Annotated in this window: 17 protein-coding genes; 3 read left to right on the forward strand and 14 right to left on the reverse strand. The window is 70.4% G+C overall.

Features of this window, described 5'->3' with window-relative positions; genetic code table 11:
- Positions 1-2: 2 nt before the first annotated feature.
- The 5 genes from nosZ to GIY56_RS12230 all read right to left on the reverse strand — a co-directional run bounded on the left by nosZ (position 3) and on the right by GIY56_RS12230 (position 5,662).
- On the reverse strand, positions 3-1,946 hold the full coding sequence (gene nosZ, locus GIY56_RS12210) for a TAT-dependent nitrous-oxide reductase (protein WP_154765131.1): 1,944 nt from the start codon (positions 1,944-1,946) through the stop codon (positions 3-5).
- Between the two features lie 17 nt (positions 1,947-1,963).
- Positions 1,964-4,180 carry a NosR/NirI family protein gene (locus GIY56_RS12215; RefSeq protein WP_154765132.1) on the reverse strand — a complete coding sequence of 739 codons (2,217 nt, stop codon included), beginning with the start codon at positions 4,178-4,180 and terminating at the stop codon, positions 1,964-1,966.
- Positions 4,177-4,521, reverse strand: a complete 345-nt coding sequence (locus GIY56_RS12220) for a hypothetical protein (RefSeq protein ID WP_154765133.1) — start codon at positions 4,519-4,521, stop codon at positions 4,177-4,179. Before GIY56_RS12220 ends, GIY56_RS12215 begins: the two co-directional genes overlap by 4 nt.
- 187 nt (positions 4,522-4,708) lie before the next feature.
- Complete coding sequence (locus tag GIY56_RS12225; RefSeq protein ID WP_154765134.1) at positions 4,709-5,257, reverse strand: cysteine hydrolase family protein; 549 nt, start codon at positions 5,255-5,257, stop codon at positions 4,709-4,711.
- Positions 5,258-5,350: 93 nt separating this feature from the next.
- Complete coding sequence (locus GIY56_RS12230) at positions 5,351-5,662, reverse strand: ArsR/SmtB family transcription factor (protein WP_154765135.1); 312 nt, start codon at positions 5,660-5,662, stop codon at positions 5,351-5,353.
- Between the two features lie 224 nt (positions 5,663-5,886).
- On the opposite strand from GIY56_RS12230, the gene GIY56_RS12235 reads away from it, so the two are divergent.
- Positions 5,887-7,734 (forward strand): heavy metal translocating P-type ATPase, encoded by a 1,848-nt coding sequence (locus tag GIY56_RS12235; protein WP_328288535.1) that lies wholly within the window; start codon positions 5,887-5,889, stop codon positions 7,732-7,734.
- Here GIY56_RS12235 and GIY56_RS12240 read toward each other — a convergent pair.
- Together GIY56_RS12240 and GIY56_RS12245 are read right to left on the reverse strand one after the other, a co-directional pair.
- On the reverse strand, positions 7,726-8,226 hold the full coding sequence (locus GIY56_RS12240) for an isoprenylcysteine carboxyl methyltransferase family protein (protein WP_154765137.1): 501 nt from the start codon (positions 8,224-8,226) through the stop codon (positions 7,726-7,728). The genes GIY56_RS12235 and GIY56_RS12240 overlap by 9 nt on opposite strands.
- Positions 8,227-9,282 carry a type III polyketide synthase gene (locus GIY56_RS12245; protein WP_154765138.1) on the reverse strand — a complete coding sequence of 352 codons (1,056 nt, stop codon included), beginning with the start codon at positions 9,280-9,282 and terminating at the stop codon, positions 8,227-8,229. It abuts the gene before it with no gap.
- A gap of 159 nt (positions 9,283-9,441) precedes the next feature.
- Between GIY56_RS12245 and GIY56_RS12250 the strand changes: the two genes are divergently transcribed.
- Positions 9,442-9,603 (forward strand): hypothetical protein, encoded by a 162-nt coding sequence (locus GIY56_RS12250; RefSeq protein WP_154765139.1) that lies wholly within the window; start codon positions 9,442-9,444, stop codon positions 9,601-9,603.
- Here GIY56_RS12250 and GIY56_RS12255 read toward each other — a convergent pair whose 3' ends face one another.
- From GIY56_RS12255 to GIY56_RS12275, 5 genes are all read right to left on the reverse strand, one after another.
- Positions 9,604-10,893 (reverse strand): PQQ-dependent sugar dehydrogenase, encoded by a 1,290-nt coding sequence (locus GIY56_RS12255; RefSeq protein WP_154765222.1) that lies wholly within the window; start codon positions 10,891-10,893, stop codon positions 9,604-9,606.
- Positions 10,894-10,967: 74 nt separating this feature from the next.
- Entirely contained in the window at positions 10,968-12,794 is a 1,827-nt protein-coding gene (locus tag GIY56_RS12260; protein WP_154765140.1) for a response regulator, read from the reverse strand.
- Positions 12,787-13,647: a CheR family methyltransferase gene (locus GIY56_RS12265; protein ID WP_154765141.1), complete on the reverse strand. Its 861-nt coding sequence runs from the start codon at positions 13,645-13,647 to the stop codon at positions 12,787-12,789. Before GIY56_RS12265 ends, GIY56_RS12260 begins: the two co-directional genes overlap by 8 nt.
- Positions 13,644-16,721, reverse strand: a complete 3,078-nt coding sequence (locus GIY56_RS12270) for a response regulator (RefSeq protein ID WP_328288536.1) — start codon at positions 16,719-16,721, stop codon at positions 13,644-13,646. Before GIY56_RS12270 ends, GIY56_RS12265 begins: the two co-directional genes overlap by 4 nt.
- A gap of 94 nt (positions 16,722-16,815) precedes the next feature.
- The gene (locus GIY56_RS12275) at positions 16,816-17,565 is read right to left on the reverse strand and encodes an SDR family oxidoreductase (protein ID WP_154765224.1); all 750 of its coding nucleotides are present in this window, start codon (positions 17,563-17,565) and stop codon (positions 16,816-16,818) included.
- A 193-nt stretch (positions 17,566-17,758) separates the two neighbouring features.
- On the opposite strand from GIY56_RS12275, the gene GIY56_RS18770 reads away from it, so the two are divergent.
- On the forward strand, positions 17,759-19,339 hold the full coding sequence (locus tag GIY56_RS18770; RefSeq protein WP_196053616.1) for a calcium-binding protein: 1,581 nt from the start codon (positions 17,759-17,761) through the stop codon (positions 19,337-19,339).
- Positions 19,340-19,374: 35 nt separating this feature from the next.
- Here GIY56_RS18770 and GIY56_RS12285 read toward each other — a convergent pair whose 3' ends face one another.
- Positions 19,375-20,097 (reverse strand): gamma-glutamylcyclotransferase, encoded by a 723-nt coding sequence (locus GIY56_RS12285; protein ID WP_154765143.1) that lies wholly within the window; start codon positions 20,095-20,097, stop codon positions 19,375-19,377.
- A gap of 239 nt (positions 20,098-20,336) precedes the next feature.
- Complete coding sequence (locus GIY56_RS12290) at positions 20,337-20,651, reverse strand: hypothetical protein (RefSeq protein ID WP_230312471.1); 315 nt, start codon at positions 20,649-20,651, stop codon at positions 20,337-20,339.
- Positions 20,652-21,059: the final 408 nt, after the last annotated feature.

The following is a 21,059-nucleotide window of genomic DNA, read 5'->3' on the forward strand; positions in this document are numbered from 1 at the left end:
GGTCAGGCGGCCTTCGGTTCGACGAACATGCGGCCGCGCATCTCCATGTGCAGGGCGTGGCAGAACCACTGGCAGTAATACCAGTAAACGCCCGGCGCGCCCGCCACGAAGGTGACGGAACTGGTCATCTGCGGCCCGATCTCCATCGCGACGCTGTGGTTGCCCATGGTGAAGCCGTGGGTCAGGTCGTCGATCTCGTCCAGGTTGGTGATGACCACCGTGACCTCGTCGCCTTCCTTGACGCTGAAGCTTTCCAGCGAAAAGTTCGGCGCCACGCTGGTCATGTAGACGCGGACCTTGTCGCCGTCGCGCACCACCGTGTCGGCCCAGTCGTCGATGTTGACGCCGTCGGCCTCGGCCTGCCTGCGGGTTTCGGCCCACATGGGATCGTTGCGGTCCCAGACCGACTTGATGCCCGACATGATCGACGGATGCACCGCGATCGCGTCATGGGGTTCGGCAAAGTTCGGGCCGTCATGGACCAGCACCATCCTGTCGCCCGAGATGTCGATCAGCTGGTCGTTTTCCGGCTTCAAGGGACCCACGTTCAGGAAGCGGTCCTTGGAAAACTTGCACAAACAGACCATCCAGTCGTTCTGCGCGTCCAGCGTCTCGCCCATCACGGTCTTGAGGTGGCCGGGCTGATACTGCACGTCGATCTTGTCCTTGATCGGATCGACCTGCTCGCCGGCATGGGCGCGGATGGCGTCGGCGATGTTCCACTTGACGACCTGGCTGTCCAGGAACAGCGTGGTATAGGCGTTGCCGCGCCCGTCGAAGGCGGTGTGAAGCGGCCCGAGGCCCAGTTCCGGTTCGGCCACCACCACGCTGCGCGGATCGGCGTTTTCCGTGAACAGGGTGTCGAACCTGGTCACGTCCAGCACCGTCACCGTGGGCGACAGCTTGCCGCCGATGCACAGGTGCACCTTGTCGGGCGCCATGTTGCAGCCGTGGGGGTTGTTGGCCACGGGGATATAGCGGGTGAACTGGCTGTTCGCCTCCTTGCGCCCGTCCAGGACCTTGACGCCGTTCACCTCCTCATACCGGCCCTCGGCCACGGCCTTCTCGATTTCCGCGATGTTGAAGACGACGACGTGGTCCATCTCGGATTCGGTCATCTCGGCCAGGGTCATCCCCATTTCCGAGTTGTACGAGGTCGAGAAGGCCCATTTGCCTTCGTAATCCGCATCGCAGTTGTCCAGGTTGCCGGACACCTGCACCTGCCAGGCCACGTCCCACTTGTCGGCGTCCACGGCGGTGAAGATGTTCACATAGGTGGACACGTCCTCCATGGTCGAGCCGTCGTTGATCAGCGGCGCCTCGTCCTCGCCGTTGCAGAAGACATAGTTGGTCCGGGGCCATTTCTGCGGGCGAAGCCCGTGGATGCTTTTCGCGTTCGGCACCTCCAGGATCGCGTCGGCCTTCATCACGTCGCAGCGCACGCGGGCCACGCGGGTATTGGCCTTGTCGTTCATGAACAGGTAGCGGCCGTCGTACTTGCCCTCGGTAAAGGACATGTGGACGTGGTGCAGATCGCCGTTGTCGGGGATGCGCTTGTTGTTGGCGGCCAGGATCTTGCGGGTCTTGTCGGTCATCGACCGTTCCAGGATGCGCAGCGATTCGTTGGTCTGCCCCCAGCCGGTGGCCGAGCAGCGGTTGAACACCGGCACGCGCATCAGCTCGCGCATGGACGGCACGCCCAGGATCCGCATCTCGCCCGTCTGGCCGGACGACCAGAAGCCGTAATAGGTATCAAGCTGCCCCGGCGCCACGGTGCCGGTGCCTTCGGCCGCCCGTGCCGCGCCCGCCGTCGCGGCGGTGACGCCCGCCGCCCCGCCCAGGCCAAGCGCCAGCCGCCCGCCGAATGCGGTGGCCGCCGCAGCACCCCCCGCCGTCGCGCCCAGCAGCATCCGGCGGCTGAGGCCCTTCCTTTCGTTGAGGTCCATCGTCATCTCCTTCGGTTTCAGATCAGGGGTTCGGTGACGCGGCCCGCATTGGGATGGCCCGCAGGGGGCCGTCCCAGGTCCGGGACCGCGCTTGCCGCCAGCTTGTCGCGCCGCTTCACCCTTTTGATGACGACGGGACAGACCTTGGGCGAGTGATACAGCACCTGGCAATGCAGGCAGTCGATGCATTCGTTCGGATTGATCTCTCCGGTCGGATGGATCGCCTGAACGGGGCATTCATGGGCGCAGATCTGGCAGGGATTGCCGCATTCGTGGTAACGCTTCAGCCAGTCGAACATGCGGATCCGCGCGGGGATCGCCAAGGCCGCGCCCAGCGGGCACAGGTATCGGCAATAGAAGCGTTCGACGAACAGCCCCGCCACCAGCAGCGCCACGGCATAGGCGACGAACGGCCAGGCGCGCACGAATTTCAGGATGATCGCGGTCTTGAAGGGTTCGACCTCGGCCAGGTGCTCGGCCTGTTCCACGCTCATCAGGCTAACGCCGAACAGGCCCAGGAAGATCATGTATTTCAGCGGCCACAGCCGTTCGTGCAGGCCCCAGGGTAGGGTCCATTGCGGAATGCGCAGCTTGCGCGCGACCTGGTTGGTCAGTTCCTGGAGCGCGCCGAACGGGCACAGCCAGCCGCAATAGGCCCCGCGTCCCCAGAACAGCAGGGCGGCGGCCACCGCGAACCACAGGATGAAGGTCAGCGGATCCAGCAGGAAGGCCTGCCAGCTGAAACCGGTCATCACCGACCCGGTCAGCGCCATGATGTTGACGACCGACAGTTGCGCGTTGAACATCCAGCCCAGCACGATCAGCGTGGCCGCCAGATAGACCATGCGGAAGACGTAAAAGCGGCGTTCGTTCCTGACCGCGAAATGCTGGAAGAAGAACACCCCCGTCAGCAGCGCCAGCATGACCCCCAGCACGGCGATCCTGGCCTGCGAGTCTTGCCAGATGCGTTTCCACAATTCGGCCTGGGCCTGGCTTTCCTCTTGCGCCACGGGGGCGGCTTCGGGCGCGGGGGCCGGGGCGGCGATGGGGCGCAGGTAGTGCGACGGCAGTTCATAGGCCAGGTCGAAGGTCTGGAAGACCTTCTCGATCGGCCCGACATTGCGCTGCACCAGCAGCTCGATCCGGAAGGGTTTCGTCGGGTCGAAGCCGGTGCCCGCCGGGATGCGGAACAGGTCCGTTTCCGCGAACTCGGGCGCGCCGGGGGCGGCGATGCCGTTCAGGCGGCGGTGGTCGCGGTCGCGGAAGCGCACCGACACGTCGTCCTGGATCAGCACGATCCGGTCGAAGATGCCGCCGCGCACATAGCCCGACCCCTTGAAGCTGTAGAGACCCTGGCCGAAGACCGCGATGGCCTGGTCGCCCTCGGCCAGCCAGGTGCGCAGGTTCGCGTCCGCCGCATCGCCCAGGATGGCGCGGCCGATGGCGGGGACCGAGACAAGCGCCACCTGCATGTCGATGAAGGTGGTCCCGGGCGGTTCGGTCAGCGCGCGCTGCGCCGCGCGGGGGTCGGGGTTGGCGGCGAAACCGGCGTTCACCTGGCCCACGTCCAGCGACAGGCGGCGCAGCGTGCCGTCGCCCTCCATCGCTTGCCAGTCGGCGGGGGCCTGTGCCGCCGGGTCGATCTCATAACGCGGGCCGGTCGATGCAACCTCGGGGGCCAGCCCGCCCAGGCCAAGCGCGCGGGCGACCTTCAGCCCCGACCGGATCACGGAATCGTCGATCACCATCACCGTGACCGTCGCGCCGGATATGATGTCCACGTCATGCGTGGTGCCGCCCGACTGCGCCTCGGCCACCAGATCGAGGCCCTTGTAGCCCTCGACCAGGGCGCGGACCTTGGCCTCGGGGATGCCGATCAGGACGATGGGTTCGGAATGCTTGACCAGCCGCACGCCCGCGATTTTCGCGTCCGCGTCCACGGCGATCAGCGTGTGGATCGGCTTGCCGGAATAGCCCGTGGTGCCCACGAAATCCGAGGTGACGAAGGCCCAGGCGACCGTTTCCCCGCCCTTCAGGACCGGGGCCACCGCCAGGTCGTCGCGGATCGGGCCAAAACCCTCGGCCCCCGGGACAAGATCGGATGCGGTCTGGTCGGGCAGCAACTGGGCCAGCACCGTCTGCGCGGTGGCGGGCAGGGGGACCAGCATCGCCAGACAGGCCAGGACCAGCAGGACCGGCAGCAGCAGCCGAGGGGGAAGGCGAAGAAGGGTCATGGGGTCGGCCCGGGGGAGGAAGGCGGGGGACCGCGCGACAGGGGACCGGGCGCCTTGCGGGACAGGACGGCGGCGGTGATCGGCCGGAGATGGAAAGCGGGACGCCAGTCCGCCGGGCGCGCAGGACCATCCGCCTGCGCCAGGACGGCGGGCAGCGGCGGCGTGCAGGCCGGGCAATCGCGGCAGTCCTGCGGGGCGGGACCGGTGCCGGGATCGGCCAGCACGGTCTTCATCGCGCCCTCGCTGCACAGGACGACCGCCATCGCGCCTGCCCGGGGCGCGAATCCCGGGCCACCCGCCAGCAGCATCAGCACCGGCAGGATTGCCAGGCAAAGCCGCATAAGAAGGGGACGGGGCGCGCGTTCCATGGGCTTCCCATAGGCCACAGGGCGGGGGGCTTCCTTGCGTTGCAACAAACAGCGCACTCGTTGCACAAAAAGAAGTCAACTGCATGACGTGCAATCCGTCAACCGTTCGCTGACGAAGAGGCACCCCCGCCCCATTCGGCGGCCCGGAAACGCCCGGGGATCAGCCGCGCAGGTAGCTGTCGGTATCCGTCACCGTCGCATAGGCAAAGCCCAGGGCCGACATCATCGCCGCATGGACCGCAGCCGCGGGCACGGTGGTGCCGTTCCATTCCAGGTCGCGCGTGGCGCAGGCATCCTCGACCACCGTGGTCCTGAAGCCGTGATCGCTGGCCGCGCGGACGGCCGCGTCGATGCACATGTGGCTCATGGCGCCGACAACGACGACTTCCTCGATCCCGTCGCTGTCCAGCACCTGCTTCAGGTCGGTCCGCAGGAAGGGGTTGGGATGGTTCTTCACCACGACCGTCTCGCCCTCATGCGGGGCGACGATGGCGTTGATGTCGGTCCCGTCGGATCCGGGGGTGAAGAACGGCGCGTCCTGGCCGGGAAAGACGTGCTGGACATGGATCACCCGGTCGCCATTCCGGCGGGCGGTCTCGATCACGCGGGCGGCGTTGGCGGCGGCCTCCTCGATGCCTTCGAGTTCGTGTTTCCCGCCCGGGAAATAGTCGTTCTGGATGTCGATGACCACGACGGCGCGCTTGCCCATGGTGTTTCCTCCCTTGCTGTTGCTGTTGCCGAAGGGTCCAGGATAGCCGCGCGGGCGGCATCGGCCTATCGGCAATAACGGCGGGGCGCGGCCTTACCCGTCCTTGCAGAAGGCCTCGGACAGCGCGGCCATCAGGACGGCAAGGCCGGGGTCGCCGATGCGATAGAAGATGGTCCGGCTTTCGCGGCGCGTGTCCACCATGCCGGCATCGCGCAGCTTGGCCAGGTGCTGGCTCAGCGCCGACTGGCTCAGGCCCACGGCCTGTTGCAGCGCCCCGACCGAGCGTTCGCCCCGGACCAGTTCGCACAGGATCAGCAGGCGCTTGGCATTGGCAAGCAGCGCCAGACGCCCGGCCACGTGGCCGGCGCGCCGTTGCAGGGCTTCGGATGCCTTGTCCAGGTCCATCACAGCGGGCGTGCCTTGCCGACACCTGCCCGATATGTAGGCAGCCGGAATCCGCGGAACAAGCGGGCGCGATGTCGCAGGGGACCGCGCCAAGGACGCCCGCAAGGACGGCGCGCCCCTGCGGCAAGAGGGGGACTCGACGGCGGTTTTCTTCTGCGGAATGGTGCGCAGGCGCGCGCCCGGGGAACGCCGGACGCGGTTTTCAGGCGGTGAAAGGACAGGTCGTGAACCAGAACCGGGCGGGCCGCCTCAAGACGCTTCTTCTGGCGGTCGCGCTGGCGGGGCTGGCCGGGGGCCTGGTCCTTCGGGCCGGGGGCTTGCCGGATCTGGCGCGCGCCGCCTGGCTGGCCGGGGCGCTGCCGGTGCTGGCCGCCCTGCTGGCCGAGATCGGGCGCAGCCTTTCGCGGCGCGAGGTGGGTCTCGACATCGTCGCGGCCCTGTCGATGTCGGCGGCGATCCTGCTGGGTGAAACCCTGGCCGCCGCCATCGTGGCCCTGATGTATTCCGGCGGCACCTTCCTGGAAGGCTTTGCCGAGGGCCGGGCCCGGCGCGAGATGCGCGACCTTCTGTCCCGCGTGCCCCGCACCGCGACCCGTCACAGCCATGGCCGGCTGGAGGAGGTGGCCCTGGAGGCCATCGCGCCCGGCGACCGGCTGCTGATCCGGCAGGGCGACGTGGTGCCGGTGGACGGGCAGGTCGCCTCGGCCACGGCGTTCCTGGACAGCTCGGCCCTGACGGGGGAATCCCTGCCGGTCCGCCTGGGGCAGGGGGCCGAGGCGCTGAGCGGGGCGACCAATGCCGGGGACGCCTTCGACCTGGTGGCGCTGCGCGAGGCCCGGGACAGCACCTATGCCGGGATCGTCCGCCTGGTCGAGGAAGCGCAGCGGTCCAAGGCGCCCCTGTCGCGGCTGGCCGACCGCTGGTCGCTGGGCTTTTTGGCGGTCACGGTCGCCATCGCAGGGGCCGCCTGGTGGTTCACCGGCGATCCGGTCCGGGCGGTGGCCGTGCTGGTGGTGGCGACGCCCTGTCCGCTGATCCTGGCCGTGCCCGTGGCGCTGGTCGCGGGCCTGTCGCGGGCCGCGCATTTCGGCGTGCTGGTCAAGGGCGCCGGGCCGCTGGAGGCGATGGCGCGGGTCCGCACGCTGATCCTGGACAAGACCGGCACCCTGACCGACGGACGCCCGCAGATCGTCCGGATCGAGGCTAGGTGCGGCATGGCACCCGACGACGTGCTGCGCCTGGCCGCCGCGCTGGACCAGCTGTCCAAGCATCCGGTGGCGCAGGCCATCGTCCAGGCCGCGCGCGACCGCGACCTGCCCTTGCCCCTCCCCCGCGACGTGGCCGAGACCCCGGGCGAGGGGGTGGCGGGCATCCTCGACGGCCACCGGGTCGCGGTCGGGGGCCAGGGCTTTGTCGCGGGCCGTCTTGACGGGGCGGCGGGCGATCCCCCGGACGCATCGCCGGGTGCGGTGACGGTCGCCGTGGGGGTGGACGGCCGCATGGCCGGGCATCTGGTGATGTCGGACCCGCTGCGCGAGGGCGCGGCCGGGATGCTCGCGCGCCTGCGCGGGCAGGGCATCGCCCGGATCCTGCTGGCCACGGGCGACCGGGACGACGTGGCCCGGCGCGTCACCGAAGGGCTTGGCCTTGACGGCATCCGCGCGGGGCTGACGCCCGACGGCAAGGTGCTGCTGGTCCTGGCCGAGCGCAAGAACGGCCCGGTGATGATGGTGGGCGACGGCGTGAACGACGCGCCCGCCCTGGCCGCCGCCGATGTGGGCGTCGCCATGGGCGCGCGCGGCGCCGCCGCCAGCGCCGAGGCCGCCGATGTCGTGCTGCTGGTGGACCGCATCGACCGCATCGCCATGGGGGTCGAGATCGCGCGCCGTGCGCGCGGGATCGCGCTGCAAAGCGTGGCCGCCGGGATCGGCTTGTCGGTCGCGGGCATGATCGCCGCCGCCTTGGGATACCTGACCCCCGTCCAGGGCGCGCTGATCCAGGAAGGGATCGACGTGGCCGTGATCCTCAACGCGCTGCGGGCTCTGCGCATCACGCCCGCCGGCTCAGCGTGAGGGGGCAAGCGCCCGCGCCTCGGCCCGGATGCGGATCGCCAGCACCGCCGCGTTCAGGGCGCTGAAGACCACCGCGACGGGCCACAGGCCCAGCACCAGGGGCGCGACCGCGATCTCGGCCACCACGACCGCATAGTTGGGATGGGCCATCCAGCGATAGGGGCCGCGCCGGACCAGCGGCTCGTCCAGGACGATGATGCGCGTGGTCCAGCGGGACCCGAGGCTGGCCAGCACCCACAACCGGCACAGTTGCAGGACGGCAAAGACCGCCAGCCAGCCGGGATCGACGGGGCGGGACCAGCCCCCCATGCAGATCGCCAGCAGCCAGGCCGCGTGCAGCGCCACGATCAGCGGATAATGGCCCGCGCCATGTTCGACGGCCCCGCGCGCCAGCAGCCGGCGGGTGTTGCGGCGCGCCAGCACCAGTTCGCCCCCGCGTTGCAGCAGCAGGAAGGCGATGAAGGCCAGGGCCGCGGGGTGGACCTCGGCCATTCACGCCACCCGGATCGGCAGGATCGACAGCGTGAAGCCCGGTCCCAAAGCCATGGCCAGCAGGTCGCCTCGTTGGCCCGATTGCAGCACGGCCTCCAGCACGAACAGCACGGTGGGCGCGGACATGTTGCCGCAGCGGGCCAGCACCTGCCGTTCGGCGTCCAGCGTGCCCGGGGCCAGGTCCAGCGTGCTTTCCAGCGCGGTGATCACCTTGGCCCCGCCCGGATGGCAGACATGGCGGTCCACCGTTCGGTCAGGGACCATCGCGTCCAGGGCGGCGCGCAACTCGGCCTCGGCAAAGGCGGGGATGGAGCGGTCGAAGACCACGCCCAGGCCGGTTTCCTCGACCGTCCAGCCCATGATGCCCAGGGTGTCGGGCCACATGTGCTGGCGGCCCGGGCCGATCTCGGGCTTGTCCCCGTCGCCCTCATGCCCGGCCCGCAGCACGGCGGCCGCCGCCCCGTCGCCGAACAGCGCGGTGGCGATGATGTCGGCCTTGGTCAGCCGGTCCAGGCGGAACAGCAGGGTGCAGGTCTCGACCGCGACCATCAGGACCACCGCGCCGGGCCGGGCGACTGCCAGATCGCGCGCGATGGCCAGGCCCGACACGCCCCCCGCGCAGCCAAGCCCGAACACGGGCACGCGCATCACGTCCGTGCGAAAGCCCATGGTCCCGGCGGTCAGGGCTTCAAGCGTCGGCGTGACGATCCCGGTCGAGGAGACCGTGACCACCACATCGACCTGCCCGGCGGTCAGCCCCGCTTGGGTTAGCGCCAACCCCGCCGCCTCGCAAAACAGCCGGGAGGCCCCCGCCGCATAGGCCCGGGTCCGGTCGGTCCAGCCATGGGGCTGGCGGAACCAGTCCAGGGGGACGACCGAATGGCGCGTGTCGATGCCCGCGTTTTCAAAAGCCGGGGCGAGGCGGTCGAACTGGGCGAAGCGCTGCCCCAGCAGGGCGCGGGATTCCCGGATGACATCCTCCTGGACCAGCACCTCGGGCGGGACCGCCGTGGCCAGGGACAACAGCCGCGGGGGGCCAAGGGTCTGCGTGGTCATGTCATGGCACCCGTGCGGCATGGATCGACAGGAACGCCCGCCGGTCCCGAAACGCCCCCGCGCGCCGCGCACGTTTCGGTGACGGGATCCCGCGCCGCCCGGGGGAACAACCCCGCCCCCGGGACGGTTGATCCCTGCAACCCGGCACAGGAGGCCATGATGCGTGACGCGGAAAAGGACATGGACCTGGACAAGGACCAGACCACGCGGCCTTCGCTGCGCAAGGGGGACGGGCCGATCCCGCCCTCGGGCAGCGCGCGCCAGCCTGTCCACGACCCCCGGACCACCCCCGCCCCGGCCAGCGACGACCCGACCGAGTAGTCAGGTCCCGCTGACGCGCCACACGACGTTGCCCACGTCGTCGGCCACCAGCAGCGAGCGCCCGTCCGCCCCCACCGCGACCCCCACGGGACGGCCGAAGGCGTGGCGTTCGTCGTCCGACAGAAAGCCCCACAGCAGGTCGCGCGGCGGGCCTGCCGGGCGGCCCTTGTCAAACGGCACGAAGACCACCCGATAGCCGCTCAGCGTCGAGCGGTTCCAGGACCCGTGCTGGCCGATCACCATGCCCTCGCCAAAGCCCGGCAGCGTGCCCGCCGGCATCCAGCACAGGCCCAGGGACGCGGTATGCCCGCCAAGCGCGTAGTCGGGCGTGATCGCGCGGGCCACCAGGTCGGGCCTTTGTTCCACGCGGTCGTCCACCGTCTGGCCCCAGTAGCAGTAGGGCCAGCCGTAAAAGCCGCCCTCCTGCACCGATGTCAGGTAATCCGGCGGGGTCTCGTCGCCCAGGCCGTCGCGTTCGTTCACCACCGTCCACAGCACGTTCGTCGCGGGTTCCCAGGCCATGCCCACGGCATTGCGCAGCCCGGACGCGAAGACGCGCGCCTGCCCGCTGGCAAGGTCCAGTTCCCAGATGGCCGCGCGGCCATCCTCGGCCTCCATCCCCTTGTCGCCGATATTGCTGAGCGACCCCACGCCCGCGTAAAGACGCGTTCCGTCGGGCGAGGCGAGCAGGCTGCGCGTCCAGTGCCCCCCGGGCTTGAAGTCCACCAGCCTGCGCCCCGGTCCCGTCAGCCGCGTCTGGCCCTCCTGATAGGGGAAGGCGACGATGCCGTCGGTGTTGCCCAGGTAGAAGGTGCCGCCCGCCAGCGCCATGCCGAAGGGCTGGTTCTGTCCCTCCACGAAGACCTCGCGGATCTCGGCCACCCCGTCCCCGTCCCCGTCGCGCCACAGTGTGACGCGGTTGGCGCTGGTGCCGATGGCATGGGCGCGGCGCATGGTGGCCTGGGCGGCGCGGTCCATCAGCGTCCTGGCGGGTCCCGGCTGTTCCTTGGCCTCGGCCACCAGCACGTCGCCGTTGGGCAGCACCTCGATCCAGCGCGGATGGTCCAGGTTTGACGCGAAGGCGTTGACCGCCAGCCCCGGGGCGGCATCGGGCACATGCCCGGGCGCCCAGCCTTTCGCCGAGGGCATCTTCAGCGTCATGATGCCCTGCCTGCGGGCCGGGGGAATGGCGGGGACCAGACCCACGGCCTGCGTCCGGGGCGCGCCAAAGCGCCGCAGCGCCACCATGGTGCCGCCGACAAGGGCCGTCGCCTTGGCCAGGAAATCCATCATCCGCCCCCGCATCGTTGCCGCGCCACGCTACAGCAGCGCCGCCCGCAGTCAAACCCCAAGCGTCGGCGCCGTCACTCGGCCGCGCGGGCGGAGGGGGGAAACAGAAGGTCCGCCAGGACCCGGCGCAGGGCGGCGGGGGCGAAGGGCTTCTGGATCAGCGGCGCGTCCTCGAACCCGCCGGGCAGATGTTCCCGGCCATAGCCCGACACGAAGCAGAACGGGATGCGGGACCGGCGCAGCCGCTCCGCGACGGCATCGACGGCTTGCCCCTTGAGGTTTCCGTCCAGCAGCGCAAGGTCGAACCGGTCCCCGTCCAGCGCCGCCAGGGCGGCATCGACCGTGCGGGCGACGCGGACCGGGCCTGCGCCCGCGTCCTCAAGCTCGGACCGGATGTCCATGGCGACCAGGGGTTCGTCCTCGACCACGAGGATGGTGCATCCCTCCAGGGCCGCCGCGGGGACCAGGGCGGGTTCCGCCGGGCCGATGCCGGAACCGGTCCCGGCCTTCAGGGGGGTGACGCCTTCGCGCAACCGGATGGTCCAGACGACGCCGCCGGGCTGCCAGTCCACGGTGACGGCGCCGTCCTCGCCCCCCGCCACCGCCGCGATCAGGTCCGACCCGAAGCCGCCCTTGGCGGGCGGGGTGACGGGCGGCCCGCCGGTTTCGCGCCAGGTCAGGCGGATGCCCTTGCCTTGCAGCGACCAGTCCAGGTGGACCATCCCGTCGGGGACAGACAGCGCGCCGTACTTGGCGGCGTTGGTGCCCAGTTCGTGCAGCGCCAGCGCCATGCGCAGCATCGTGTCGGGGGTCAGTTCCACCGGCGGACCGCTGCGGCGCAACCGGTCGCCGTCCAGGGTGCCCCCGCGGATCTGGTCGTCGATCATCCGGTCCAGGGGCGCGCTGGACCAGGTCGAATCCGACAGGATCGAATGGGCGCGGGACAGGGCCTGCAAGCGGCCGTTGAAGCTTTGCTCGAAATCCTGCAGCCCGGCGGACCGGCGCAGGCCCTGGCGGGCGATGGCCTGGACATTGGCCAGGGTGTTCTTGATGCGGTGGTTCAATTCGCCCACCAGCAGCGCGCGGACCTCCTCGGCGCGCTTGCGCTCGGTGATGTCCAGGATTTGCAGCGACAGCGTGCGCTGTTCCCCCTCCACCAGGATCGAGCCGTAGATCGCGCAGGAGATCGGTCCCCGCCCCCCATGGCCCAGGGGGATTTCGGCCGAATGGCGGGGCGCTGCCCCGTCGCCGGGGCGCAGCCAGGCGCGCAGCGTGGCCGCACCCGCCGGATCCAGCCAGCCGCCGTCCAGCGCGGGGCGTCCCATCATCCGCGCCGCCGGAACGCCGAACATGCGTTCGGCCCCCTGCGACCAGTCGCGGACCGTCAGGTCCTGGTCCAGCGTCACGAAGGCCAGGGGCGAATTGTCGGTATGGGCGCGCAGCCGGTTGGCGGCGCGGTCGCGGTCGCGCGCGATCCGCTCCATCTCGTCGCGCTGGCGTTGCAGGTCGCGGGCCTGCTGGCCGATGCGGAAGAACACCTCGGCCTTGGATTTCAGCACCACCGGGTCGATGGGCTTGAAGATGTAATCCACGGCGCCCGCCTCGTAGCCCCGGAAGCGGCGCGTTTCGTCCCGTTCGGCGGCGGTGACGAAGATGATCGGCACGCCGCGCGTGCGTTCGATGGACCGCATCATTTCGGCCAGGTCATAGCCGTCGGTGCCCGGCATGTGCACGTCCAGGAAGGCCAGCGCGTAATCGTGGACCAGCATCAGTTCCAGCGCCTCGTTGGCGGAGCGGGCGTGATCGACGGCCAGCCCGTCGCGGCGCAGCAGCGCGTCCAGCGCGACGATGTTTTCGGCGATGTCATCGACGATCAGGAAGCGGATGGGGCTGTCAGGCATGTGCATCCGCAAGGCTTGCCACGCGGCGCCAGATCCGGCAAGGCTCGTCGAAGGGGGCGAAGGCCTTGGCATGGGACGAAAACCGCAGGGTTTCGTGCGACCCGAGGCCCAGAAAGCCGCCCCGCGCCAGGCCTTCGGCAAACAGGCCCAGGGCACGATCCTGCAAGGGGCTGTCGAAATAGATCAGCACGTTGCGGCAGGACACCAGATGCACCTCGGAAAAGACCTGGTCGGTGGCTAGGCTGTGTTCGGTGAAGACCGTGCGCGCCCGCAAGCCGCGGTCAAAGGCCACCCGGCCATAGGCGGCGGTATAGTGATCGGCCAGCGTCCCCGTGCCGCCGGCGCGCTGATAGTTCTGGGAAAACGCGGGCAGGCGGTCGATGGGATAGACGCCCGCCTCGGCCCGGGCCAAGGCGCGGCGGTTGATCTCGGTCGCGTAGAAGATGGTGCGCTCCAGCAGCCCTTCCTCGCGCAGCAGGATCGCCAGGGAATAAAGCTCCTCTCCGTCCGCGCAGCCTGCCACCCAGACCTTGAGCGAGGGGAAGGTGCGCAGGTGCGGGACGACGTTGCGGCGCAGCGACAGGTAATAGGCCGGGTCGCGGAACAACTCGCTGACCTGCACGGTCATCGCGTCCAGCACGTCGGGCAGCACCGCGTCGTCGCGCAGCACCCGCCCCTGCAGGTCCGACAGCGTGGCGCAGCCCAGCCGTTTGCGCGCCAGGTCCACCCGCCGGACCAGCGAGGCGCGGGAATAGGACCGGAAGTCGTAATGCCAGCGGCGGTGCAGGGCTTCCAGGAACAGGTCCAGCTCGATGCCGTCCGCGGGACCGGCCGGAACGGGCGGCAGGCTCATCGCGGCATCCACACGCGGGTCAGCGACAACAGCTTGTCCACGTCCAGCGGCTTGGACAGGTAATCGTTCGCGCCCGCCTCGATGCAGCGGTTCTGGTCCTCGGCCATGGCCTTGGCGGTCAGCATGATGATGGGCAGCGTCTTCCAGCGGTCGATCTTGCGGATTTCCCGCGTGGCGGTCAGCCCGTCCATTTCCGGCATCATCACGTCCATCAGCACCAGATCCACGCGTGGAGCGGCCCCGTCGTCGATGCGCCCAAGCGCCTCCAGCGCCTCGCGGCCGTTGCGCGCGATCTGGACGGTGGCGCCGTGGGGTTCGAAGACGCCGGTCAGGGCATAGATGTTGCGGATGTCGTCCTCGACCACCAGGATGCGGCGGCCTTCCAGCTGGGCGTCGCGGTTGAGCGACGCGGCCAGCATCTCGCGCTGGCGGGCGGGCAGGTCGGACACCACCTGGTGCAGGAACAGCGTCACCTCGTTGATGAGGCGTTCGGGCGATTTCGCGCCCTTGATGATGATCGACTTGGAATAGCGGCGCAGGCGCTGTTCCTCGGCCTCGTCCAGCGCGCGGGCGGTATAGACGATGACCGGCGGAAAGGCCGCGGTGCCGTCGGCGTCCAGCCGTTCCAGCAGGTCGAAGCCCGAGGCGTCGGGCAGCGTCATGTCCAGCACGATGCAATCGACCGTCTGGCTGCGGCAGATCCGCAGCGCCTCGGCGGCGGTGCCCGCGCCGATGGTCTCGACCTCGTCACTGGCCAGCAGGGCGCGCAGTCCCTCCATCTGGGCGGGATCGTCCTCGACGATCAGGACGCGGCGCAGGCGGTCGGCCAGGCGCTGTTCCAGATTGCGGATGATGGCTTCCAGCTGGTCGCGGGCCACGGGCTTCAGCATGTAGCTGATGGCCCCCTGGGACAGCGCCTCGCGGGTGTAATCCTCGGCCGAGATGACATGGACGGGGATGTGGCGCGTGGCGGTGTCGCGCTTCAGCCGGTCCAGCGCCGACAGGCCGGAATGATCGGGCAGGCGGATGTCCAGCACGATGGCCTGGGGCAGGAAACGCTTTGCTGCCCGCACCGCGTCGTCGGCCCGGTCCACGCAGACGCAACGGAAGCCCAGTTCATGCGCGAGGTCGTAAAGGATGCGGGCAAAGGCCGCGTCGTCCTCGACCACCAGCATCACCCGGTCGCCGGGCTGGACCCGGTCGCGGTCGTCCGCCAGGCCGGGCAGGGCGGCCAGGGGGGCGGGGGCGTCGTCAGGCGCCGCCTTGCCGGGCGCGGGCAAGGGACCCGGGGCGGGCAGGGTTTCGCGCCCCTCGGCTGCCATGGGCAGGACCAGCGTGAAGGTGCTGCCCCGGCCCTTGGCGCTGTCCAGCGTGATCCGCCCGCCCAGCAGATCCGCCAGTTGCCGAGAGATCGACAGCCCCAGTCCGGTCCCCCCGAAGCGGCGCGAGATGGTGCCGTCGGCCTGGCGGAAGGCCTCGAACACGACCGCTTGCTGGTCTTCGTCGATGCCGATGCCGGTGTCGGTGACGGAAAAGGCGATGTCGCCGCCCGCGGGCGCGACCCGCAGCGTCACCCGGCCGCGTTCGGTGAATTTCAGCGCATTGGACAGGAAGTTGCGCAACACCTGTTCCAGCCGGGCGGGGTCGGTGCGGATGGGCCGCAGCCCCGGCGCCAGGTCGAAGCCCAGTTCCAGGCCCTTTGCCCTGGCCTGTTCCTCGAAGGCGCGCACCAGCTTTCGGGCGATGCCTTGCGGATCGACCGCCTCGACGGCCATGTCCAGCTTGCCCGCCTCGATCTTGGACAGGTCCAGGATGTCGTTGATCAGCGCCAGCAGATCCTTGCCCGAGCTTTCGATCGTCTCAGCCCAGCGGACCTGTTCGTCCGACAGGTTGCGCCCGCGGTTTTCCGCCAGCAGCCGCGACATGATCAGCAGCGCGTTCAGGGGCGTGCGCAATTCGTGCGACATGTTGGCCACGAATTCGGACTTGTAGCGGCTTTCGCGCGCCAGCTCGACCGTCTTGGCCTCAAGCTCGCGGCGCGATCCGGCCAGGGCGTCGCGCTGGTTTTCCAGTTCCCGCGTCTGGCCTTCCAGCAGGCTGTTCTGCTGTTCCAGTTCGGCCTGCTGTTCCTCCAGCCGGCGCTGGCTGTCGCGCAGGGCGCGGCTTTGTTCCTCCAGCTCCTCGTTGCTGGCGGCCAGTTCCTCGGCGTGGCTGCGCAGATCCTCGGCCTGGCGGCGGGTTTCCTCCAGCAGGTCCTGCAACCGTTCGCGGTATTCGACCGACCGCAGCGCCAGTGCCAGCCGTTCCGAGACGCGGCCCAGCAGGTCGGCCGCCCGGTCGGGGGGCGGGCTGTCGAAGCCGAATTCCAGGACGCCGTCGATCCGGTCCCCTTCGCGCAACGGCACGATCAGCGCGTGCGCCGCGCGCCCGCGCGCAAGGCCCGACGACCAGCCAAGCGCCTGGTCGGGCGCCAGGGTCAGCCGCACCGCCCGGCCCTCGGCCAGGCAGCGGGCCAGATGGCCGTCGGCGGCGCCCTCGCGCCCGGCCAGGGCAGACTGGTCCACGCCCCAGGCCGAAAGCCTGCGGACATTGCCGCCGCCGGCCGACCAGGCCACCGCCGCCCGCGCGCCCACGCGGTCGCACAGCGCGGCCAGGATCCGCTGGCCCAGCAGGTCGGCCCCGGGATCGCCCTGCACGGCCTGCGACAGCGCCGCTTCGCCTTCGCGCAGCCAGGCCTCGCGCGCCAGAAGCGCGCGGTTGCGGATCAGAAGCCGTCCCGTGGCCCCCAGGATCAGGTAGACGCCGCCGGCCAGGGTGCGGTTGATGGCCGCCACATGGGTCGGGATGCCCGGCGCGCCGAAATCCAGGAAAAACCCCCCGGCCATGGCGATGCAGGACAGGACCGCCGCAAGCAGGGGGATCCAGGACCGGCTGGCCGAAAAGCTGAACGCGAGCGGGAGGATATAGAGAAGCCAGACCGCCGTTCCCAAGGGGACATAAAGGTCGAGAATGAACACGCCGCATATCACGAGGGCGATCACGATCATGATCGCCAGGTCCTTGGTCTTCGTCACGCTTTCTCCTTCGGGACCGTCCGGGCCGGCAAACGGCCCAAGCCGAACGCCTGGCCCGGGCCGCGGTTCCGTTCCCTCTTGCACGGATCGCAGGTTACGCCACAAGGCCGATGCGGCGGCGGATCCCTTCGTCGCGCAGCGACAGCTCGGCCCCCAGGAAGGCGTCGCCCTCGGGACCGCACAGCCAGACCAGCGCCCGGGCGGGCCATTCGGGCGGGACATGCGCCGACCAGTCCAGCCGGCTGACCGGGTTTATGCCGCTGTCGCGGATGGCGGCCTGCATGTCGGTGGCGACCGTGCCGGGCGACAGGCTGATGGCGCGGATGCCGTCGCCGCGCGCCTCGAGGTCCAGGGCGCGGGTCAGCATCCAGGCGCCCGCCTTGCCGGCGCAATAGGCGCTCCAGCCTTCCTGGGGGGCATGGGCCGCGCCGGATCCGACCGTCAGGACCGTTCCGCCGCCCTGGGCGCGCATCACCGGCAGCGCGGCGCGCATCCCGTGAAAGACCCCCTTCAGGTTCACGTCGATGGCCCGGCCCCATTCGTCCGCGTCGGCCGAGGCGATGCCGGCGATCGGCCCGATCAGCCCGGCATTGTTCACCAGCACGTCCAGCCGCCCCCAGCGGTCCCGCAGCCCGGCCACGGCGCGGTCCATGTCCGCGGGCCGCGCCACGTCGCCCGCCAGGGCGATGCCGCCAAGCTGGCGGGCAAGGTCTTCCACCGCCCCCTGATCCCGGGCCATCAGGCCTACGGATGCGCCCGCCCGGGCGAAGGCCCGGGCGGCGGCGGCGCCGATGCCGCGGCTGGCCCCCGTGACCAGAACAACCTTGCCGTGAAGATCGACCATCCCGTCCTCCTTGCCATGAACCACGGCCTTGCGGCCCGCGTCCGGCGTTTGAAGCATCATGGTTGCGGTCCTGTCCAGCGGCAACACGCCGCTTGCCGCCCTGCGCGCCGCCGGCAGGGACACCGGTCCCGCCGCCGTGGTATGGTCATCCTGCCGCCGGTCAGCAGCGGCGCCACAACTGGAGGGATCTGGAATGGCTACCAATCTCGTGAAGGGCACGGACGGGGCGGATGACCTGTCAGGCACCCTTGGCCGCGACATCCTGTTCGGGTTCGCAGGGGGCGACGACCTGTTCGGGGACGGCGACATCGACCGCGGCGACGGCGCGCAGGCCCGGCTGAGGGGCGCGGCCGACGCCCTGAGCGGCGGCACCGGCGACGACCGGCTGTGGGGCGACGGCCGCATCGTCCTGGGCGACAACGCCGTGCAGGCCGTGATCATCGGCGGCCACGACCTGCTTTACGGCGGCACGGGCGACGACACGCTCTATGGCGACGGCACGACCGAGGTGGGGGATCAATCCCGGCTGGCGCTGATCCGGGGCGGGCGCGACCTGCTGGCCGGCGGCGACGGCGACGACGCGCTTTACGGCGACGGCCTGGCCACGTCGTTCTTCGGCAACGACGACCAGCGGATCGAGGGCGGGGCCGACACGCTGTCCGGCGGCGACGGCAACGACCTTCTGTACGGCGACGGGGTGCTGCGGCTGGCCATCTCCTCGTCGGGCACTCTGGCGGGCGGGGCGGACCTGCTGGACGGCGGGTCCGGCAACGACACCCTCTTCGGCGACGGGGTCGTCCTGGGGGCGACCTTCGGCGTCTCGGCCCTGACGGGCGGGCGGGACCTGCTGCGCGGCGGCGCGGGCGACGACGTGCTGACCGGCGACGGCACCGTGAACACCGACCGGACCGGCCTGCCCGCATTCACGGGCGGCGCGGACACGATCTTCGGCGGCGACGGCAACGACAGCCTGACCGGCGACGGCAACGCGGGGTCCGGCAACAACGCCATGACGGGCGGGGACGATGTCCTGGACGGCGGGTCGGGCAACGACACGGTGCTGGGCGACGGCGGCATTTCCATCGCGCGGGCCGGGTCCGGAACCCTGACGGGGGGCGACGACACGATCAGCGCGGGCGCGGGCCGGGATGTCGTGCTGGGCGACGGCGTGATCGACATCTTCGCGGACGGCGCGACCCTGGCCGGGGGCGAGGACCGCCTGTATGGCGGCAGCGGCGCCGATCTTCTGTATGGCGACGGGCTGGCCGGGGACGGCAACGACAGCAACGACCTGGTGCTGGAGGGGGGCGACGACCGGATCTTCGGCGGCGACGGCAACGATACCGTCTACGGCGACGGCACGGCAGAGGGCCTGTTCCTAGCCCAGCTGACCGGCGGAAACGACCGGATCGCCGGGGGCAGGGGCGACGATGTGCTGTGGGGCGACGGCACGGCAGACGGGGGCTTCCGGTCGGTCCTGTCCGGGGGCGCGGACACCTTCGTCTTCGACGCGGGCGACGGGCTGGACACCATCCAGGACTTCCGAAGCGCGGAAGGCGACATCATCCGGTTCCGCGACGGGCGGCTGGAATGGTCGGACCTCGACACCGACGGGAACGGGACGCTGGACGGGGCCGACCGCTTCATCGACATCGCGGGCGGCGGCACCGTTCTCGATTACGGCGCGGCCCTGGGGTCCGGCGATCCCTCGCAGCACCGCCTGACGGTGGCCGATGTCACGGGCCTGACGGTGTCGGACTTTACCTTCGGCTGACGGGGGGGCGGGGGCCGACGTTGCCCTGCGCCTCCTCAGCCCTTTTCGGACGCCTCGGTGCGGGGCGCGGGGGTGGGGGACATCGCGGCCTCGATCTCCTCGGCCACATGGTGCTGGAGCGTCCAGATATAGTCGTCGTGGATGCCGTGGTCGGCCAGGCCGCGCACGGTGCGCAACAGGTATTCCGCCCCCGACCCGGCGGCGCCCGCCGCGCAGGCAAGGCGCTGCGCCTGTTCGCGCACCGTCAGCCGGGCCGTCTGCGTGCCCACCGGATCCGCATAGAAGGTCAGCGCCTCCTCGCGCCCGCGGCCGGTCTCGACGGTGATCCAGCAGGCATTGGCGGCCAGTTCATGGGCGACAAGTTCCCGGCGCAGGATGGCGCGCAGGGACTCGGCCTCGGTGTCCTCGGCGATGTCCAGCACCAGCCCCTCGCACTGCCCGCCCCGGGCCAGGGCCAGCATCAGCCCCGGCCGCTCGGGCGTGCCGCGGAAATGGTCGAGCGAGATCGAGAAGCTGCGGTGCCAGCCGATCGCCGTGGCGCGGCGGCGCGCCTGCACGGCAAAGCCCGGGTTCCAGATCAGCGAGCCATAGGCAAAGACCGGGATCGGCCGGGGCCGTCCGCGCGTCAGCCCTTCGGCCAGCCGGTCCAGGTCGGCATCCTCGAGCATCCGCCAGCGGGGATCGTGCAGCGGCCCGTCGGCCAGGGGCACAAGGGCGACATGATCGTCCGAAAGGACGATGGGACGGGGATCGGTCATCGGGGTCCTTCGGCGGCGGCGGTGCGGCACCTTGCAAGATGGACACGGACGCGGCGGGGTCAACCACGCAAATCCGCCCCCGGCGTCTTTCCGGGCAGGCGATGATCAAGAACCGGGCAGACCGGGCGCTGCATCGTCGCGGGAATGGACAGCGCCTGGCACCCGCGGCGCGCCGCGCTTGTCGGGGCGGCCCGACGGGATGGCGCCCGCCCCTCGGCCCCTTTTTCCGGCAGGGACCGTCACTCCTTCGCGGAAGGGCCTTTCGCCGGAAAGGGACCGATGGGGAACATGTCCTCGCCGCCCTGGTGCAGCTTGACGTGATGGCTGCGGCACAGCCAGCGGACGGCCAGCGGCTCGTCGTAGCGGTCGTGATGGGCATCGACCGCGTCATGGCCGCACACCTCGCAGCCCTGCTTGTGCAGCGTTCCCGACACGAGCGCCCGCTGGACCGCCAGATGGGCCGTGTACTTGGCCGGATTGGCCCGGCGCCAGTCGGCCTGGCGGGTCTGGCTTTTCAGCAGGGGCGGACGGGGTGGCTTCGCGCTGTCCGCCATCACGGCACCGCCCGCTGCGCCAGCGTCCGGTGCACGCCCGGCCGCGGCACGCCGATGGAAGGGTCGCCGGTATCATGCATGGGCCGCATCTCCTTTTGCCGGCGGGGATCCCCCCCGTGCGGCGGGATCCGGGTTGTCGGTCGAACGGCGGGCACAGCCGATCGGCACAAGCGTCATGGGGGATTTGTAACACCGGATGCCCGTTCCCTGCAAAACGATAACGAATCCCTTGCGCAAGATCCGGGCCGTTCCGGCGGCAAGAAGATCCGGGCGCGACGGTGGAGCGGCGCGCGGAAGCACATCGGCCATGCCGTCCTGCCAAGGCCTTGCCCGTTCGTGGCCAAGGCGCAGGTCTGTTCTTGCGGCCCGCGCCCTTTCGTGGGCAGCCTGCGCGAGGCCGGCATGGCT

Source organism: Paracoccus lichenicola, assembly GCF_009708075.1.
In the GTDB taxonomy this organism is placed as follows: Bacteria; Pseudomonadota; Alphaproteobacteria; order Rhodobacterales; family Rhodobacteraceae; genus Paracoccus; species Paracoccus lichenicola.

Excerpts from the sequence above, each read along its gene's own strand:
- GIY56_RS12265 (WP_154765141.1), bottom strand. The coding sequence starts at position 13,647 with ATGAGCCTGCCGCCCGTTCCGGCCGGTCCCGCGGACGGCATCGAGCTG.
- GIY56_RS12220 (WP_154765133.1), bottom strand. The coding sequence starts at position 4,521 with ATGCGGCTTTGCCTGGCAATCCTGCCGGTGCTGATGCTGCTGGCGGGT.
- GIY56_RS12260 (WP_154765140.1), bottom strand. The coding sequence starts at position 12,794 with ATGCCTGACAGCCCCATCCGCTTCCTGATCGTCGATGACATCGCCGAA.
- GIY56_RS12255 (WP_154765222.1), bottom strand. The coding sequence starts at position 10,893 with ATGGATTTCCTGGCCAAGGCGACGGCCCTTGTCGGCGGCACCATGGTG.
- GIY56_RS12240 (WP_154765137.1), bottom strand. The coding sequence starts at position 8,226 with ATGGCCGAGGTCCACCCCGCGGCCCTGGCCTTCATCGCCTTCCTGCTG.
- GIY56_RS12285 (WP_154765143.1), bottom strand. The coding sequence starts at position 20,097 with ATGACCGATCCCCGTCCCATCGTCCTTTCGGACGATCATGTCGCCCTT.
- nosZ (WP_154765131.1), bottom strand. The coding sequence starts at position 1,946 with ATGGACCTCAACGAAAGGAAGGGCCTCAGCCGCCGGATGCTGCTGGGC.
- GIY56_RS12275 (WP_154765224.1), bottom strand. The coding sequence starts at position 17,565 with ATGGTCGATCTTCACGGCAAGGTTGTTCTGGTCACGGGGGCCAGCCGC.
- GIY56_RS12245 (WP_154765138.1), bottom strand. The coding sequence starts at position 9,282 with ATGACCACGCAGACCCTTGGCCCCCCGCGGCTGTTGTCCCTGGCCACG.
- GIY56_RS12215 (WP_154765132.1), bottom strand. The coding sequence starts at position 4,180 with ATGACCCTTCTTCGCCTTCCCCCTCGGCTGCTGCTGCCGGTCCTGCTG.
- GIY56_RS18770 (WP_196053616.1), top strand. The coding sequence starts at position 17,759 with ATGGCTACCAATCTCGTGAAGGGCACGGACGGGGCGGATGACCTGTCA.
- GIY56_RS12230 (WP_154765135.1), bottom strand. The coding sequence starts at position 5,662 with ATGGACCTGGACAAGGCATCCGAAGCCCTGCAACGGCGCGCCGGCCAC.
- GIY56_RS12225 (WP_154765134.1), bottom strand. The coding sequence starts at position 5,257 with ATGGGCAAGCGCGCCGTCGTGGTCATCGACATCCAGAACGACTATTTC.
- GIY56_RS12290 (WP_230312471.1), bottom strand. The coding sequence starts at position 20,651 with ATGGCGGACAGCGCGAAGCCACCCCGTCCGCCCCTGCTGAAAAGCCAG.
- GIY56_RS12250 (WP_154765139.1), top strand. The coding sequence starts at position 9,442 with ATGCGTGACGCGGAAAAGGACATGGACCTGGACAAGGACCAGACCACG.